Annotated in this window: 18 protein-coding genes; 2 read left to right on the top strand and 16 right to left on the bottom strand. The window is 34.0% G+C overall.

The genetic code is table 11. The annotated features are described in order from the left end of the window. Positions 1-24: 24 nt before the first annotated feature. The 4 genes from TT13_RS04335 to TT13_RS04350 form a co-directional block, all read right to left on the bottom strand. Positions 25-816, bottom strand: coding sequence for a hypothetical protein (locus TT13_RS04335; RefSeq protein ID WP_027698863.1), 792 nt, complete (start codon positions 814-816; stop codon positions 25-27). 848 nt (positions 817-1,664) lie between these two features. After that, entirely contained in the window at positions 1,665-2,807 is a 1,143-nt protein-coding gene (locus TT13_RS04340) for an IS30 family transposase (protein WP_027698864.1), read from the bottom strand. 8 nt (positions 2,808-2,815) lie between these two features. Next, positions 2,816-3,811 (bottom strand): helix-turn-helix domain-containing protein, encoded by a 996-nt coding sequence (locus TT13_RS04345; protein ID WP_027698865.1) that lies wholly within the window; start codon positions 3,809-3,811, stop codon positions 2,816-2,818. A gap of 440 nt (positions 3,812-4,251) precedes the next feature. Next, positions 4,252-6,087, bottom strand: a complete 1,836-nt coding sequence (locus TT13_RS04350) for a lectin-like domain-containing protein (protein ID WP_052348535.1) — start codon at positions 6,085-6,087, stop codon at positions 4,252-4,254. A gap of 283 nt (positions 6,088-6,370) precedes the next feature. Here TT13_RS04350 and TT13_RS04355 point away from each other — a divergent pair, with 283 nt between their 5' ends. Both TT13_RS04355 and TT13_RS04360 read left to right on the top strand, forming a co-directional pair. Continuing rightward, positions 6,371-6,838 carry a helix-turn-helix domain-containing protein gene (locus TT13_RS04355; RefSeq protein ID WP_027698866.1) on the top strand — a complete coding sequence of 156 codons (468 nt, stop codon included), beginning with the start codon at positions 6,371-6,373 and terminating at the stop codon, positions 6,836-6,838. An 11-nt stretch (positions 6,839-6,849) separates the two neighbouring features. Beyond that, a complete protein-coding gene (locus TT13_RS04360; protein ID WP_145912341.1) occupies positions 6,850-7,716 on the top strand; it encodes an IS3 family transposase in 867 nt (288 codons plus the stop codon). A gap of 26 nt (positions 7,717-7,742) precedes the next feature. Here TT13_RS04360 and TT13_RS04365 read toward each other — a convergent pair whose 3' ends face one another. From TT13_RS04365 to TT13_RS04425, 12 genes are all read right to left on the bottom strand, one after another. Continuing rightward, on the bottom strand, positions 7,743-8,399 hold the full coding sequence (locus tag TT13_RS04365) for an NAD(P)H-binding protein (protein WP_027698868.1): 657 nt from the start codon (positions 8,397-8,399) through the stop codon (positions 7,743-7,745). Positions 8,400-8,429: 30 nt separating this feature from the next. After that, positions 8,430-8,828, bottom strand: a complete 399-nt coding sequence (locus TT13_RS04370) for a MerR family transcriptional regulator (RefSeq protein ID WP_027698869.1) — start codon at positions 8,826-8,828, stop codon at positions 8,430-8,432. Positions 8,829-8,840: 12 nt separating this feature from the next. Further along, positions 8,841-9,692 carry an aldo/keto reductase gene (locus TT13_RS04375; RefSeq protein ID WP_027698870.1) on the bottom strand — a complete coding sequence of 284 codons (852 nt, stop codon included), beginning with the start codon at positions 9,690-9,692 and terminating at the stop codon, positions 8,841-8,843. 76 nt (positions 9,693-9,768) lie between these two features. Next, on the bottom strand, positions 9,769-11,088 hold the full coding sequence (locus tag TT13_RS04380) for an MFS transporter (RefSeq protein ID WP_027698871.1): 1,320 nt from the start codon (positions 11,086-11,088) through the stop codon (positions 9,769-9,771). Positions 11,089-11,137: 49 nt separating this feature from the next. Next, entirely contained in the window at positions 11,138-11,590 is a 453-nt protein-coding gene (locus tag TT13_RS04385) for a flavodoxin (RefSeq protein WP_045476621.1), read from the bottom strand. 316 nt (positions 11,591-11,906) lie between these two features. After that, on the bottom strand, positions 11,907-12,206 hold the full coding sequence (locus TT13_RS04390; RefSeq protein WP_190279620.1) for a hypothetical protein: 300 nt from the start codon (positions 12,204-12,206) through the stop codon (positions 11,907-11,909). Next, positions 12,199-13,527, bottom strand: coding sequence for a Y-family DNA polymerase (locus tag TT13_RS04395; RefSeq protein ID WP_027698872.1), 1,329 nt, complete (start codon positions 13,525-13,527; stop codon positions 12,199-12,201). The genes TT13_RS04390 and TT13_RS04395 overlap by 8 nt, the downstream gene beginning before the upstream one ends. Positions 13,528-13,779: 252 nt before the next feature. Continuing rightward, on the bottom strand, positions 13,780-14,151 hold the full coding sequence (locus TT13_RS04400; RefSeq protein WP_052348537.1) for a DUF4176 domain-containing protein: 372 nt from the start codon (positions 14,149-14,151) through the stop codon (positions 13,780-13,782). Beyond that, positions 14,144-14,641, bottom strand: coding sequence for a hypothetical protein (locus tag TT13_RS04405; RefSeq protein WP_027698873.1), 498 nt, complete (start codon positions 14,639-14,641; stop codon positions 14,144-14,146). Before TT13_RS04405 ends, TT13_RS04400 begins: the two co-directional genes overlap by 8 nt. Positions 14,642-14,752: 111 nt before the next feature. Further along, entirely contained in the window at positions 14,753-15,271 is a 519-nt protein-coding gene (locus TT13_RS04410; RefSeq protein WP_027698874.1) for a hypothetical protein, read from the bottom strand. After that, the gene (locus TT13_RS04415; protein WP_027698875.1) at positions 15,271-16,446 is read right to left on the bottom strand and encodes a T7SS effector LXG polymorphic toxin; all 1,176 of its coding nucleotides are present in this window, start codon (positions 16,444-16,446) and stop codon (positions 15,271-15,273) included. The genes TT13_RS04410 and TT13_RS04415 overlap by 1 nt, the downstream gene beginning before the upstream one ends. 756 nt (positions 16,447-17,202) lie before the next feature. Beyond that, positions 17,203-18,093: an SDR family oxidoreductase gene (locus tag TT13_RS04425; RefSeq protein ID WP_027698877.1), complete on the bottom strand. Its 891-nt coding sequence runs from the start codon at positions 18,091-18,093 to the stop codon at positions 17,203-17,205. Positions 18,094-18,136 lie beyond the last annotated feature (43 nt).

Consider the following 18,136-nt stretch of genomic DNA (forward strand, 5'->3'; position numbering starts at 1 on the left):
TTTAAAAGCTACATAATCATTCAATTATTTCTTAGCTTCATTGTTAGGCTTAGATTCAGCTACCGGCTTACTTTCAGGCTTTGAAGTAACATTGTTGTTATTACTTGGTGCTAAATCAATTTGGTCAGCGTAAACAGTCCAATCAGTAGAAGAGTTCCCAACGAATGCAAACTTAAGACCTTGTGGGTAAACTTGTTGCCCTGGCTTCAAATCATCAATAACTCGGTCATACTCCTCAGGCTTAACTAGAATACGAATATAATCGTCCTCTGTAACCTCACCATTAACCTTTGACTTAGGAATAAAGTTAAATTGATAATTACTGATGATTGGCTCATCGGTTTGACTATCACGGGCTACGCCATTACGGTCATCGGTCTTATAGTTGGCAGCAATTGAGAATATAATCAAATCGTTGCGATTGAATGCGTCAGCACTGCGAACCCTACCTACTACATGTTGTTTCTTACCAGTAACAAAAACAGCATCGTACTCATCAATAGAGAACTTATCTTGTTCATTACTTGAAGCTGGTAAAATTGTACCCGAATAAGTTGCTACACGAGCGCCAGCACGTGCATTTGTTCGTGCTTCTCCAGCAATAATTTTTGCATCAATCAAACGCATTGTTTCGCCAAACTTGTGATTGAAATCAAACGCAACTTGTGGCGTAACTTTGATTGTTTCAAAACGATTTCCTACATTAAATTGTGCAACTTTTACATCGTTATTGCGACCAACAACGTCAGGTCCGATATAAGTTAATTCTCCAATACTTGAACCTAATAACGATAAACTTTTGAATGCGTTAATCATAAAAAAATCTCCAATACTTCAATAAAATAATTTTCTAAAAAATCGCCTGCTCGACATGCTCTCACATATGTCATCGCAATATGCGTTAAAGGAAAAAAATTCCCGCAATAGTAGTCTATTACCCAGTTATTCAATAACATAGCTACTTTGATTCTTTTCAACGTAGACTGTAACCTTGATAACGGAGTTTAAGACATTTCTCTCTTTAGAGTACATCTCCGCAATAAAGCTAAATTTTAGGAATATTTATTAAAGCCGTGGTATCATTAACTTGTTCTAGTAGTTGATAACCGGACTATGCTTTATTGAAGTATATGAAGTTTTCAATGAACAAAAGGCTGACTAGCTCCAACTAGTTAGCCTTTTTCTTTTTCTACCAAACATAATAATAAAAAAAGAAAAAGCACAAGGGATAAGAGATTGTAACCTCTCATTACCTTGTGCTTTTTAAATATAAATAATATTAATAACTTTGAATTATTTAGATAATAAGCACAAAGTAATATTACAAAAAAGTTACAAATTACATTTAAACTTTCTCTATCACCTTATGCTTATAAGTTTATTCTCAACCGTTTCAATACCTTTTTTTAACTTCTTTTATGTTATGTTTCAACTGTTACAAAGCCCCGCTACATCAAGGTTTATAACAAAAATGATTATGCTTTTACAAAAAATATAATCAAAACATACTACAGAACTTGGCTTACTATTTTTAATCAAAGTGATTTACACTTCTAAACCAAGTTCAATCTAAATATCAAACTGTCTTTTTCACAGTATATCAATAATCTTATGCATAAGCACAAAAAAAGCACTTGTTTTACTCACAATTTAACAAGTGCTTTTTACTTATTCTGTTTTTCTCGTTCTTTATAACGTTTTAAGCGTTTAGCACGTAGTGCTTCGTGCATGTAGAGCTCACTTGGCGTCTTATTTGCTAATGCTTCACGCATTGGCTTATTGTTTATTAACTTAGCAACTTTATCCCAATCTAGTTGGGTCATTTTTAAATAATTCTGATAGCCTACATAATGTCTTATCAAACGATTTTTCCATTCATTAGAACCACGTTCTTGTGGTGAACTGGGGTGAGCAAAGTACATTTTCTTACCATAAGTTACTTGTATACGCTCTAGAAACTCCCAAGCCACAAACTCAATACCATTATCAAACGTTAATGAACGTACAAAATCACCATGTAAAGCCATAAAGTAATCAACTGCTTCAACCATTTCACTTGATGATTTACCAGTCAACCGAACAATCACCGTATATCTTGTTTTACGCTCGACTAAAACCATTATAGGCGTTTTATTACCGTCACGTGAAATCACTAAATCAGCTTCCCAATGGCCGAATACACGTCTATTAGTAACGGATTTAGGGCGCATTTCAATTGGTAAACGCTGTAAAACTACTGGTTGTTCAGTATCTGCACCAGAAACTCGCGTTTCTATTTCTTCAAGTGCCTTTTTCCTTTGCAGTTGAATTAATTTAGCTGGCTCTTGTTTCTGCTTCCAACGCCTGCGCCCATAGGCATGCTCCTTTATTTGAATGTCACCACGTGCAATATAATTACGGATTGTTTTTGGCGACATATCTAATTCTGGATATTTGAAGATAATATCTTCCGGAGACCAACCTAAATCGTTTAAATGGTGTTCAATTAGTTGTTTTTTAGCAAACGTCAATTTACGTGAACCTCTGTAGTTAGATCTCGCCTTTTGTTTAGTATATTCGCCTTGCTTTGCTGAATAAATTAAAAAGCCATGTCGGTTCTTTTTAAATACTTCTTTGGGAATATCTGTAAAATTTGTAGTTGCGCCTTTACGTAATTCACGCCATATAGTCGATTGTGTAAAGCCTAAGCGTTCAGCAATTTCAACAGTAGACATTTTATTATCATTCCAAAAATGCTCAATCATAATACGCTGTTCAAATGTTAAACGAGTCCCTTTACCTTGCCCCTTATGACTACTATCAAGCATATTCTTATTTAACTCCTCAAATTCATCGTTTTATTAAATAGTTCGAGTACTGACAATTCTGTAGTTTCATCATCAGGTACATAACCATGAATAGAATGTTGATTAATAATTTTAGAAATATGGTCTAAATGTTCTTGACGAAGATTAATGACATCATCAGTGTCAGGTAGAAAGCTATTTATAAAATTGAAGCGCTCATTTAAGTTTAAATCATGAGCTAAGTTAAGTGAATGAACATTAATTTTTAGGTTTTGCTCTCTTAAATCAGCTGTATATTCTTGAAAATCAATAACGAATAAACCTACAGCTTGAAACCGAAAGTTAAATAAAAATGTCCTCAATCCTAGTAAGTAATCACTTAAAGTCTTATCCTCAATCCTCACCAAAACAGTGTAATATGTCTGACACTCAACAAAAATCATAGTGGCTGTTCTGTTATACACTGCTTTATCAGCATATATACTTACAGCCCAATACTTACTATACTCTGCTAGTGAAACTCCTGTGTTTCGTATTTTAGCCTCTAGGGCACCATTTTTATATGTATCTAGCTTTTTATTTGAAGTATTTTGAATTAACCCTTGTTTAATGTAATTTCGAATTGTGACCGAACTAATTGGCACTTTATCAGGATAGAGCTTTTTAATGCGTTCCGGTGATAAGCCTTTGCTTAAATTATGTTCTATTAACTCTCTAATGGCTGGTGTTAGCTTATGACGTTCCTCATGTACAATTTTATTACTATCTATAAACTGCTGTGCGTATCGAGCTGAATATTTAACCCTCGTATGCGATTTTAAAGACCTTAAGGTCTTATCTGTCACATTTTTAAAATACAACATATTGCCACGTTTTAGTTCTTGGTCAACTTGAACCCTCGGTCGATTAAGATACCGAGCAATAAAATTAACTGACTTTAACTGTGTATTCCACAATTTCTCAATAACTAAGCGCTCATCAAATGAAAGCATATTACGGCGGTTAGTTTCCTTTTTGATTCCCATGTAACCACCTCCTAGTTGGAACCTTAAAATCATAATAGCATATAAGCCATAATCTGCTCAAATGCTAACAAAATTAGATAAATTTAAACTACTCAAAAAGCTAATTTATATAAGGCCTATTATAAGATAGATGTTGATTTACCTAATAAATTACATTGCTAATTTCAAGCTCGCACTTAGCTCTTGGCAAAGTCCATCATTTAGAAATTAACTCAGGATTAAGCCATGTGAGATACTATCATAACTATGATAGTAAGTTTTTAAGTCAATCAACATCACTTCACATCTGAATTCATTTTTGCAGGAAATATTTATCATCAAACACCTATATTTTAAATAGACCAAAATAAGTTTAAAAAATTAATTCTATATATCAAAAAAACTATCCAATATTATGGATAGTCAGTAGAAACTATTTAATCATATGAGCAACAATTATTTTAATTCTTCTTAAATTTTGAATATATACCAACAAATAAAGCATATCCTACCATCAAAACACCTAAAATAGATAAACTACTTGTTAATTTTGAATCAGTTTTTGGTAAAGATTTTTCTTTGTCTGTCCCAGTGGTTAACTTTTCTAAAGACGAATTGTTAGGGTTAGCAAAGCTTGTTGTATTTGATTCAGGCAAGATTGGTTTGTTAGGAGTTATAGGTCCAATGATGTTTTTTGAATATACAATCTTTTCATAAACACTGTCACTATTTTCAGTAATATTATCAACTCTACCTACTACACTTTTGCTAGGTGTATAACCTGCAATAACTGGTGAAACCTTTTTTGAAAAATAGTTTATATTTGATTTCCAACCATGATCACTAATCTTTTGACCTGTAACATTATCTATCACAAATTCGTGTTCGAAAGTAATTTCATCAAATACATCATGAAAAGCTTGCTTACCATTCTCATAAATGTAATGAATTGTTTCTGTAATATTCTTTGTTAATGCAGCTTTACTCGTTTCAATTCCCCATTTAGGTCCAGATACATCAGTAGGATTAATAGGTTTACCTGGTTTACCTGGTTTACTTGGGTTCACAATGGTTGTTTTATGCTTCAAGTGGACGTCAAAATTTTGATTTGCAGATGTAAATATTAAATTCTCACTTGGCACACTGTCTGATACTAAGGCATAACCCTTATCTAAATATTTCTTTATTTTATCGGCTGTTTTGTATGAACTTTTATCACCGATATTACCACCAATATTGTCAGTTAATAGTATTTTATTAGTACTGTCATCAATATAATTTATGTTAATGTTACTTTGATTTTTACTATATATATAAGTTACATTTTGATCATTTGCAGTATACTGACCACTTGTATTACCCTCAACCTTTTTTAAAGTAAAACCTGGTATTTGTTTTGGTGTCGTTGTCCACTTTGACTGTAAATCGCCACTTTGAATTGTATCCTCAGCTATGTTATTACCTAAAGTATCAATATAGTGAGTAATAACTGAACCTTGAGCTACAGTATAAGAAAAATCAGTCAATTGAAATTGTTGTAAATTATGAAATAACCCTGTGGAAGATGCTAGTCCAAACGACATAGATGTATTTCCATCTATATATTGAGCTACACTTCGACTCCAAACTTTCCCATCATAATTTATAGTCATTACTTTTGTATCCCCATCATAAGAAACTGTAATGTTTTTAAATTGGTTATTGTTTGGTGAATCAATCTTTTGAGCACCATCTGAAAGTGTCTTAGCCACTCCACTTGTTCCATCAACAAAAGCACCAAAAGCACTAAAATCCGAAAATTGTGTCGGATCTGGAGAATAATATTTGTCTGAATCACTATTATAATATGTATCTAATTTAAAGCCAAAAGCTCCTTTAACACCACCTATTCCCATAGAATTTCCGCCGAGGCCAATAACATTGGTATCACCAGGTTGGAAAACAAAACCAATACCGTCTCCACCCCCATAACCTCCACCTTTATTGCCCAAATTTATTTTTCCATTTAGGGTAAAGGATTGTGACATGTCAATTTTAGTATTTAACAAAGTATTCCCAATTTGACCCACAGAATCGTTTGTTAATGTGACCATATTACCGGAAATTGTAGCATTGTGGTTAGCCGTAAAAAATCTGCTAAAATCGTTACCATTAATAGTCACTATTCTCGAATGACTATTCAAATTTTTTATAATTGTGGCATCTGCAACTTCTGATGTCACAAAAAGATTAGCTCCCCCAGTTACTCCAAATACTAAACTTGCTAGAATTAGGTATTTCCCATAATTAACTCTCATTATCTATCTCCCCATGATAAAGATGTCTTATTCCACGTTTAACTTAAGTAAATTATATCATGTTAAAACTACATACAAATGTGAAAATATCTTAATTTAATTCTCTATCTATGATTAAAATCATTTAAATGTCTTGCATACCAAATTGAGCTAACATAATGATTGTTACAAACACCTGCCTATATACTAATGTTTGTGAATTCATCCAAGTTCACAAAGTCTTCTGATGCTGACGTGTACCCCAAAAGTTGTAGTAAATTCTACAAACATTGGAGTATTTACTATGACAAAACATTCAGGACAAGAAAAAAAAGATGTCGTTCATGAATATTTAGAGCACCATAGCACTCTTACAAGTTTATCAAAAAAACATCACATAAGTACTGAATTAATAAAATTATATGTGGCTGTATATAAAGGTCACGGTGACATCGGGTTGATTTGTCCTCCAAAGATTACGCCCAGTCTACGGTTGAAAATTACAGAATGGGCAATTGAAAATGATGCATCATCAGAAAAAATTGCAGAATATTTTGGATATACTGGTTTTGGAACAGTTTCTAAGTGGAAAGCTAAATACCATAAAGACGGTACTGATGGATTGATGAGAAAACAAATAGGTATTAAGAAGGAAATTATGAAATCTAACAAACAAGTTTTTCAAAGTAACGAAGTAACTAAATTAAAAGTGGAAAATACACGTTTAAAAATTCAAAACGAAGCTTTAAAATTACTCGCCTCGATGAACTAAGCAATAAACAGATGGCAAAAATTGTTTACCAACTCGAGGCTCAATTTAAATTGAAAGATTTATTAGACACCTTGCCTATAAGCACTCAAACATACTTTTATTGGAAGAGAAAATTTAAAAGTACTGACCCAAATAATCAGTTGAAAGAACTGATCAAAACAATATGTGGACGGGATATTCATTTAGGTGTAAGGAGAGTTTATTTAATACTACGAAACCAATTTAATCTAAAAGTGAATCATAAAAAAGTGCAAAAAATTATGCACGACCTTAATATAAAAGGTCAAGGCTATTCTAAAAACAAAAGAAAGTATAGTTCGTTTAAAGGACCAGCTGGCCAAACAAATAGGAACCGAATCAATAGACGTTTCTCAACTGACAGACCATGGCAAAAATTAGTTTCAGATATTACTGAATTTAAAGTGCCTCGTTCAAACGAAAAGGTTTATTTAGAACCAATTATGGACCTTTATAACAACGAAATATTGGCTTACGAAATTACTGCTAAAGGGCCTAATCTTTCATTTGCTTTATCTCCTCTAAAAAAGTTAGTAAATAAAATGCCCACTATGCCTTACAGAACTACATTGCATACTGATCGTGGCTGGCAGTATCGGCATAAATCTTGGCGACAATTTTTAAGAAAAAACAAACTAATCCCTAGTATGTCTCATAAAGTAAGATGTTTAGATAACGCCTGTATTGAGAGCTTTTTTAACAAGCTAAAGGTAGAAATTAATGATTTGAAAAAGTACCCAAGTTCTCAGGAATTAATAGAAGACATAAGGAACTGGATTGATTACTATAATAATGATCGAGTACAAGTAAGATTGAATGGCTTTTCTCCAATAGACTATAAAAGAGCAGAGACACATTAATATCTCTACTCTTATTTACTAGGTAATTAATATACTGGTCGGTTTTCCCCCTCAGTATTTGAATCGGCAATACCAACACTATCGTTATTTAAGAAGGTGTTATCTTCGATAATTCGAAGTACAACATCCGCGATACTTTTACGAGATCCTGACACTCCAAGATACTTTTCATCTTTGTGTGTAATTTCGTACTTGATCTCATCACGATCATTCAACCATGGAAGCCGTAATGTTGTGTAATCCAGCTCAGAGTGTTCCATGATTTGGTCTGATTTCAAGGCAGATGGTAGTCCGCTACCAATCATCTCCTTATTCCATGTACCAAATTCTCCAGGAACCTCATTATAAATGCCTAACACATTAGTATAAACTAGACGGTTTACACCAGCTCTTTTCATTGCATTAACAACGTTAGTTGTTTGATGATTATCATTTGTGTGATCGACAACGCCAACAAATACAAGATCTTGATTGAGTACAGCGTCATTTACGTCCTTAATGTTATCTAAACTTCCCTCTATTAAAGTCACCCGTGAATTATTCGCAAGATTCGATAATTGATTTTTTTGCCGTAAGAATAATGTTAGATGAACATCCTTAAACTTGCTTTCATTTAAAATTTGATTCACGATTAATTGTGATATTTGACCGTTAGCTGCCATAATTAAAACATTTTTTGTCATTTTTGAGGATCCCATCCTAACTTCTAATAATTATTTCTGTGGCTTCTGTTCCAATTCGTGTAATTCATCTTCAGTTTGCCGCATATGATCATCATAATGTTCTAGTTTGTAATTTAAATGGTTGATTGCAAACTGAATATCATCACGTCGTTCTTCCATATCTGCAATTTGATCACGTAAAATACTTTTTTGTCTTTCTGAGTTATCATCGGCATCATCAACTAAATCAATATATTCCTTTAATGATTTTACCGATATTCCAGCCGCACGCATTTGTTTAGCAAATGTAATTCTACGGATAATTTTCTCGTCAATTTCTCGATTACCAGAATCATTTCGCTCGATTAATGGAATCAATCCTTCTTTTTCATAGTATCGAATTGTATCTGTCGATACGCCGGTTAACACGCTCGCTTCTTTAACATTCATATTCCTAACCTGCTACTTTTCAACGTGACGGTGTGCCATCCATTTGATCATCTCTGGATCTTCGTGTGAGAAAAATTGGCTTGTATTGGTGTCTAGTGACTTAATTTCTTCCATTTCTTCTTTGGTGAGTTCAAAATCAAGCACATCAAGATTTTGTAACATGCGTTCAATCTTTGTAGATTTTGCCACAACAACAATATTGCGTTGTACTAACCAATGAAGAACTACTTGAGCAATTGACTTATCATGTTTTTCAGCAATCGCTTTGAGCGTAGGGTTTGTAAACAATCCATTCTTTCCTTCTGCGAAAGGAGCCCAAGCTTCAACTTTTACGCCATATTCTTGAAAATATTCTACTGCCTCAGTGTTTTGATTAAAAGGATTAACTTCGATTTGGTTGATCTCTGGTTTGATTCCAGTAAATTCTGCTAGGTTTGTTAGCTGAGCAATCGAGAAATTTGAAACACCAATTGACTTAATCATGCCGGCATCTTTTGCTTCATTCATTGCACGCCATGATCCAAAAATATCCCCGTAAGGTTGGTGAATCAAATACAAGTCGAGATAATCAAGTTGCAAACGTTCAAGAGAGTCTTTGATTGCTTGCTTCGTTGCTTCGTAACCAGTATCTTCAACCCACAACTTCGTTGTGATAAACAATTCTTCTCGTGGGACATTTACTTCTTGAAGTGCTTCACCAACAGCACGTTCGTTACCATAACTAGCAGCGGTATCAATCAAGCGATAACCTTGTTCAATTGCATCAATTACGGCTTGTTTAGCTTCATTTTGATCAGTTACTTGAAATACACCAAATCCTAACATAGGCATTACATTGTTATTGTTTAATAGTGTGGTATTCATAAATCTTTCCTCCAATATTTAATATACTTTTATTCTAGACCTTGGTCTGAACTCCAAGTCAACTACTTTGTTTGAATTAATTTTTACGGTTGTTAATTAGTAGGATAATTAAGCCTACAAACAAGAAACTACTAATAAAACTCATCACTGATTGGTAATAATTTGATAAATCAACAATGTTTGAAGTAAATAATACGACAATTGATAAACCTACCGGTCCGCCCAACTGATGCATAACATTTGTCATTCCAGAAGCAGCTCCAGCTTCTTCCGGTGCTACGCCTGTGATTCCGGCAGCTGTTAGAGGTGCCAGAAGCCAACCTTGTCCGGCGCCAATCAAGATCATTGGTAATCCCATAGTGAATAGATAGCCTGAATGTGGATTAACTAAAGTTGATATAACTACACCTAGTAATAGAATACTTTGTCCTAAGATCATAACTTTACCATTGCCATACTTAACCGTTAACTTAGGCAAATAAAGTGCTGCTGCAAAGTTAACAATAGTCAATGGTATGAAGCCCATACCTGATTGTAAAGGTGTAAAGTGGTACATGTGTTGCATAATCTGTGGCAAAATGAACCAATAAGTTAACATTGCCATCATAAAAATGAAGCGAACAATGTATGAGCTAGAGCGAATCCTGTTCCTAAACAGGCTCATTGGAATTAGTGGGAAATCAATCTTGCGCTCGTAATATACAAACCCCGCACCAATAAGGATTGATAAGAGAATTAGCACTAAATTACTAATTGTAATTCCATATACAAAGATAATTGACATAACAACGGATAACACAGCACCTAGATAATCAACGCGTTGCTTGGTAACTGATGTAACTTTAATGCTGAACAACGACAGTACAAGCAGAAATAGTGCGAAAGGTACATTAATTAAGAAACCAGCTCTCCAAGAGATAGCACTTGTTAACCAGCCACCTAATAGCAAACCAAAACTAGAACCAATACCAGCAGTAGCGCCATAATAAGCAATAGCCTTACTACGCATTTCTCCAGCGTAGTTATCCATCAATAATGCTAGAGATGTTGGCGCAATAATTGCGGATCCGATTCCCTGAATTGCACGTGCAATAATTATCATCGGCGCAGAATTAGATAGACCTACAAACAAACTAGATATTCCAAAAATCAGTAATCCAGTGATAAAAATCTTCTTCCTTCCGATTAAATCTCCCAAGCGTCCTGCTAATAGTAGAAAGCCACCAAAGGTGATTGTATAAGCGTTTGAAACCCACGCTAGCGTTGCTTGATTCATGTCAAGATCATTTGCAATCTTGACAGTACTTGTGAAAATAATTGAGTTATCCATTAAAATCAAGAAATATGAAAATAAAATAATGAATAAAGTTACGCCGAACTTTTTCTTGTTAGTCATTTTGTTTACTCCGCTTTCGAGATGAAACTCTTTATATTGTGGCAAAGAGTTAAATATATTTTTGTAATTGTCTCTTTAAATCTTGTGGTGTGTACCTAAATCCATCTTCCACAATAACTGTTGAATCTAACAGTAACTTTCTAATCATTGCAGTTGAACTGTTAATATCCGTACTCATACTAGTAGTAAACGGAATGATTTTCTTATTCGAAAGATTCATTTGTAATAAACGATGAATAATCATTGGTGGTTGCTGATACCAAGTTGGAAACCCTATAAAGATCGTATCGTAATCCTCTAAGCTGGAGATGTTGTTTTCAATCTTCGCAATTATCTGATGATCAAATTCACTTTTAGCAACTGCTACGTAAGATTCATAATCAGCAGGATATGGATTTAAAGGAACAATTTCGACTAGGTCGCCGCCTACTTGCTTTTGTATGCTTTCAGCAGCTTTCTTAGTTGTGCCGCTCATCGAAAAAAATATTGTTAATGGCTTCATTTTTTAACCCCTTATTTAATTTATGAACTTAGTATATTCTTTGGTGTGGACTCCAAGGCAAGCACTTTTTTGGACAAATTTTTTTAAGTGTCTTGAATAAACCTTCAGAATACAAAAAAAGAGCAAGTAAATTGCTCTTTTTTCGTTAATATATACCAATTATTTGTTAAACTAAAATCACTACAACTTTTAGGGTACACGTCATATAGACCATTGAAAATCTAATCAATTTCACAATCTATACCATTATTTTAAACTAGCCCACATTAACCTTTCAAAGTTAACTGAACTATCTCCAACATACACGTTTTCTTCGTCAAAGCCAAGTACTAATCCTTCTATAATTGGTAGATTCATTCCAGTAATTGTCTTGGACCTGCACCTGGGTATGTTTTGCATATGCTTCAAACAAGATTTTACTAACTTCTTCTAAAGTCATTTCAGGCATAGCTTTCTGTTGCATCTGAGCAGCCCGCTTAGCTGAATATTTACTAACGTCTTCAGTGTGGTCAGATAAATAATAACCTTGCCATTTCACCATGCCACGATCATGATAATCGTGCTCAAAGTAATATTTAGCTCGCTCGAAAGTAAACTGTTCCTCGTCATTATCCATAAGCGTTACCGTCATTGTGTCCACCAACAAGTCCAGCACGATTAATCATCGTACCACCCCGGCCCAAAGAAGATAATTTTACCAATGAGGTAACACCATACTTAGCTCTAATTTCATCAATAGTCTTCTCTAATAAACTAGCTTCAACTTGCTTTTTAGGTGCCACAAATAAATCCATTTGTTCATGGCCGTCAGGCGATAACTTTCCAGCTGATACTCCAAGGTTTCTGACTACTTCATTATCATAATGTGCATCAAATATTTGCCATAGTGCTTGCACAATTGGTTGCGACCTATTGGTGCTTTCTATCTTCATTTGTGCACTGAAGCCTGAACGATTACTATCCTCACTAGCTGCATAAGAAAAACCAACATAAAGCGACACAACACTAGTATTCTTATGCTTGGCTCTCAATCTTGATGCTACTTGTTCTCCAATCTCACGAATAACATTTTCAATTTCTGCACGTTTAGCATAATCCCGTGGTAGGACCTGACTATTAGAAATATTACCATCTTTAACATGGTATTTTTTAGCTACGACACTCCGATCAACACCCCAGGCGAGTGCAAATAATTCTTCACCTCGAATACCTAATTCTTTCTTTAAGTAGTATGGATTCATTTGGGCTAAATCTCTCATACTGAAGACTCCTAGTTTGTTAAGGGTTTTAGCAGTACGTCTACCAATACTCCAAACCTCGTCTATCTCATTTATTGGCCAGAGTTTTGTTGGTAGGTCTTCAAACGCCCATTCACCGATTAAAGAATGATTGTGTTTAGATTCAATATCCAACGCCATCTTAGCCATCGCAACGCTATCACCAATCCCGACCGTAAGGTATAACCCAAGTTCTCTCTTCACATGAAGCTGAATAATGCGGGCTAACTTGTGCATGGTTAAATCATTACCAAATTTAGATTTTAAGTAAGTCCAACTAGGGGTTAAGTCCAATATTGATTCATCAATGGAGTATAACTGTAGATCGTCTTCAGCTACATACTGCCGAAAAATATCATTAACTTTCTTATTCATTGCAATATATAAATTCATACGCGGATTTACAATAATTAGACGTGGGTCTTTTGGTACGTCACGTTGCCGCATTACGTTCTTAACGCCTAACTCTTTTTTGGCTCTAGGAGAAGCTGCTAAGACAAGGCCACCATTTGTATTTTCTTGCCGACTCATAACAACTAAGAATGATTTTAGTGGATTAAGGCCTAGTGACACACTTTCAACACTAGCGTAAAAACTTTTTGAATCAATTAGCATTATTTTACGTCTTTTTTCATTTTGTACTACGTTCAAAAAATCCATAATGCTACCGCCTTAATTAGTTTTAAATTAATAAAACAAGTATAAATCAAATTAAAACGCTAATTCAAGGGTTACATTTTGGAAAAATTATGTTAAACATATTGTGTTCTAGAATAAAGCCTTTGCATTTGAGAGATACTGAACGAATAAAAAAACACTAACAAATTTGTTAGCGTTACTATCACAATATTAAATAATTAATCAACAATTTTTTACTTATTAATTTTCAAAATTTATTAAAAACAAAATTTATTAAAAACCAAATGGTCCCGTTTCAACTTCGTTATTAGTTTCTGCCTTATTATCGTCTAGATCATCAGAATTCGTATCCTCATCAATAATCCCTCTCTTGAACTCAGTGTTATTTTTCAACCAGTCTTGTACACCTTGATTATATTCCACTGTATCATTACCAGCTAAACCATGAAAAATAACATAATTAATATCGTCACTGTTGAAAAAAATACCTTTTTCTGTTGATATACCTTGCGGTAACACTGCTGCTTGGTAATCGAAGTATACAGTTTCACCATTTTGCTCAACTAAAGGTAGTCTAGCGATAATTAAAAAATTATTTTCAACTCCTTTTAATTTTACTATTGCTCCATTTGGTAAATTATTCATTTTTCTTATCTGCCTTTTTTATAGTGTTTAATTCTAATTTTTTACCATATAAATATACTAAATATGACGCCCAAAGAAGTAGAGCTAGCGATAAAATATAGCCCATGGCAATAATAATTACAAAGTTGCTTATACTCTCTTTAATATCTGAGAACATGCCAATAGGAAGAAAATTAATCGCCAAAAGTCCACCATTATAACCAATCTTGAAAAAAGCAGTCACTAAATTATTAGCATCGTCACTTTTCAAAAATTCTGGTGCAGCGATTCCTGATTTTTTATACTTAGCAATTTTTCCCAAATCAAATCCATACTTTGCACCTCTTAGATATAAAAAATACATCATAATAAAACTAATTAATAGGAATCCTGGATACATTAATAAATCGATTATTCCGCTAGAAGAGAGCTTATTTAAAATTCCTGAAATGATTATTGTCACTGATTGAGCTAATATTGCTAAAAAAACTAATATACTTATTTTTTTCATTGTTATTTCCAAACTATTACGGGATACCCTCATTTAGGGTACTAGAAAGCACTATTGTATTTAGCTATTAGAATAGTTCTTTTACGTTTAGCAATCAGGCCCTTTAATAAGTTATTCGTAGCCTTTCTCCTTCATAATCTTATGTGCCTGGACACTAAATTTTTTTGCGCATATAGATACTAAATAACTCGCGAATATTATACAAATACCAGTTAAAATCAAGCCCATCCAAATAATGGTACTGATCAGTATGCTATTTGGTAGTAATCTTGCATCATAATAAGCACCTGCTAATACAATAATAAACACCACAGAACCAAAAATTAATGTAATATAATAACCTATCTTATAGAATGCTGTAGTTATTTTATTGGCTTCTTCATTTTTAGTCCAACTTGGAGCAGACAAAGCTGACTTACTAAGTTTGGCTAATATTGTTAAATCAAAGTCATATTTTGAAAACTGCAAAAAAATTGCGTAAAGTACGGATTGAGCAACTAATAAAAATAATGGAATCAAAAATAACTCCACATTTAGGCTCTCATTTTCCACTAATTGCAATGAAACAATAACCATAGCTATTTCTTGAATTAAGTACCCTGTTATCATTAAACTAATTATTTTTTTCATCAGGAATTCCACACAATCACTGGATATCTTACTGTGCTTTTAAAGCCAACAAGCCAAGCTATATTAAATGTTTGTTCACCTGTATACCAACTAAAATTAGCATTAATTTTATCTGCCTTTTTGAAGTCGTATACATCACCAATAGACGCTTGCGGACCATAACCCGCCTCTACAGTTGCACCCCAATACTTATTTATATTTCCACCAACGGTAAATTTCCCAGCGTAACCAATTGCTTTTGCCTTTAAACCAAATTTAAATTCTTTTCTTGTTTTAAAGGCATCCAAATCTACGATAACTTTGCCAGCCTCACCTGAAAATGCAACATAAAAACTTTTACCGATAATCGCATCTAATCCAATTTCAGTTGTACTATTTTCTGACTTAATGCCTACAAAATCTTTTCCCCAACCAACTTTATTAGTTATTGAACCAACAGCAACTTTTGCAGCTCCATGTAAAAATTCAGAACTGCCATTGTTAGCATCTAATGCGCCATTTTTAAAATCAAAGGAATAACTTTCCCTCTTTTTTGGAATACTGTACGTTCCTGTCCCACTATTTACAACTACACTATTCAAAGTTGTTACAGCACGCATAGCTGATGCTAATTCTTTGAGATTATGATCAAATAATTTACTAGTTGCTTCTGAAAATTGACGTAACTTTTTAATCTTTTTCTCAATCTTCTTAACCTCGTCCTGGTAGCTTTCCGCTACATTTTGCATCTGCTTAGCCTGGCTCTTAAACATACCAGCCCCCATATCCAAAACAGGTAGATGCTCAATTGATTTAGCAAAATCAGCATACATATTAGACATTGAGTGAGCTGAGTCAGCTAATGAACGTTTAATTTGCCGTTCTTGCATCAAAATATCTTCATCTAATAAAGCCTCACCACTAACAATATGTTCCTGTGATTCATATTGTTGTAGATCGCTTTCAACATTATCAAGTGCATTTGAAACCCTAGTAATGGTTGGAATTATCAAATCCCTAAATAACCCTTGACCAGCTGTATAGGCTGCGCCCGACAATGTATGACCATCAACTGCATTGACTAGCCGATTACTACCATTTTTTAATTCTTGAATAACCTCACGCCCTTGCTGCAAGCTTCTTTTCAAGTTGTTCTTCATACCTGCTGAATCCGAACTAAGGTACCTTAAACCCATAACCAATTTTCCTCTCTTTTGTTAAGTGGGTACTCCCCTTCAGTTCCCAATTTTGCCATTCTAAATAACTGCGTAGTTTTGTAACACGTAAGCACGAACATATTTTTAAAAATTGTGATAATCTTAACATACTTTAATTTGTGAAACAATATGATAGCTCATTAATTTCTTAGCATTTTTAATATTAAAATTCAGCCGTTTACAATAACAATCATGTTAAGAGTACAGCTAAAGTTACCAAACAAAAAAAGCAACTAATTAAGTTTCACCACCTAATTAGTTGCTTTTTGTACTGAACATAGTAATTTTACTTATCTGCTTTTTTAAGAAAAGTAATTATAACAATAAGCATAATTATTATTATAACTAATAGTATATTTATGCTAAATAAATTACCTATGGCTGTAGTAGCTAAGCCTGTAGTTTCAAAAGAAGTTGCTATCTTTTTACCCACAAATACGACCGATTTTGTTCGTCTTTGTTAATTTTAGTATAGGAGCACTTTTAATTAGGTATTAAATAACTATTTCATTGTCTAATTTATCCACAGATTTGCGATTATGCCCATTAGACCATGCGCCTATGATTCTATCCTCATTCTCAGACAAGAAGTGAAGAGCCACTGACTTGACATTAAGTTTTTTGATATACAACAAGGCATCAAATTTCGACTCAAATTGTTTTACTTTGACCAGATCTTTATTAAAATAGTCTGTATAATTAACCAGATATTTCCTCATATATTTAGAACCTCTTTTAATTAATTGCTTGACCACCCGTCACGCCATAGATTTGCCCCGTTACATAGCTAGCTTTATTTGATGTCAAGAATACATAAATATGAGCTAATTCAGCTGGTTGTCCAGCTCTACCAATCAAAGAATCTTGTCCAAAATCTGTAATCGCATCGTTTGGTTGCCCGTGATCTAACTGCAGCGGAGTCCAAATTGGACCTGGAGCGACTCCATTCACACGAACACCCTTTTTAGCCATAATCTGTGAAAGATTAATTGTATAGTTAGAAATTGCAGCTTTGGTTGCCGCATAGTCCAATAAATGAGGACTAGGGTTATAGGCCTGGACGGAAGTAGTATTTATAATTGTTGCCCCTGGTTCAAAATATGGATTGGCCGCTTTGACCAGCTCCATCATAGAAAATATGTTGACCGCAAACGTATCCCGAATTTGTTCCAGCGTTAACTCTTGTAAATTATCAACAGAAATTTGTTGTGCAGCGTTCAGAACTAAACCATCTACACCGCCAAATTGAGTGATAACTTGGTCAATTATTTTTTTAGGAGCAGTTTCATCCCGCAAATCAAATGGAAGTAAGAGAGCCTCCCTGCCAGTCTCTTCAATGTATTCTTTTACTTCTATCGCATCGGCTTCCTCACCTGGTAGAAACTGAATAGCAACGTCGGCTCCTTCTCGGGCGAAGGCAATTGCGACCGCACGACCAATACCAGAGTCACCGCCAGTAATTAGAACTTTACGACCCAATAATTCATCATGACCAGTGTAAGAATCTTCACCACAATCAGGCTTTGGCTCCATATTACGCTGTAAAGCTGGTGTATCTTGGTCTTGTTTTGGAAATTTTTCTGAATAGAACATATCTTTAGGGTTCACTAAATTTTCTTTACTCATATATACCTCCATATACCAATTATTAAAACGTTTACATTGTTAA

It is taken from the genome of Weissella oryzae SG25 (genome assembly GCF_000691805.2).
Lineage (GTDB): Bacteria > Bacillota > Bacilli > Lactobacillales > Lactobacillaceae > Weissella > Weissella oryzae.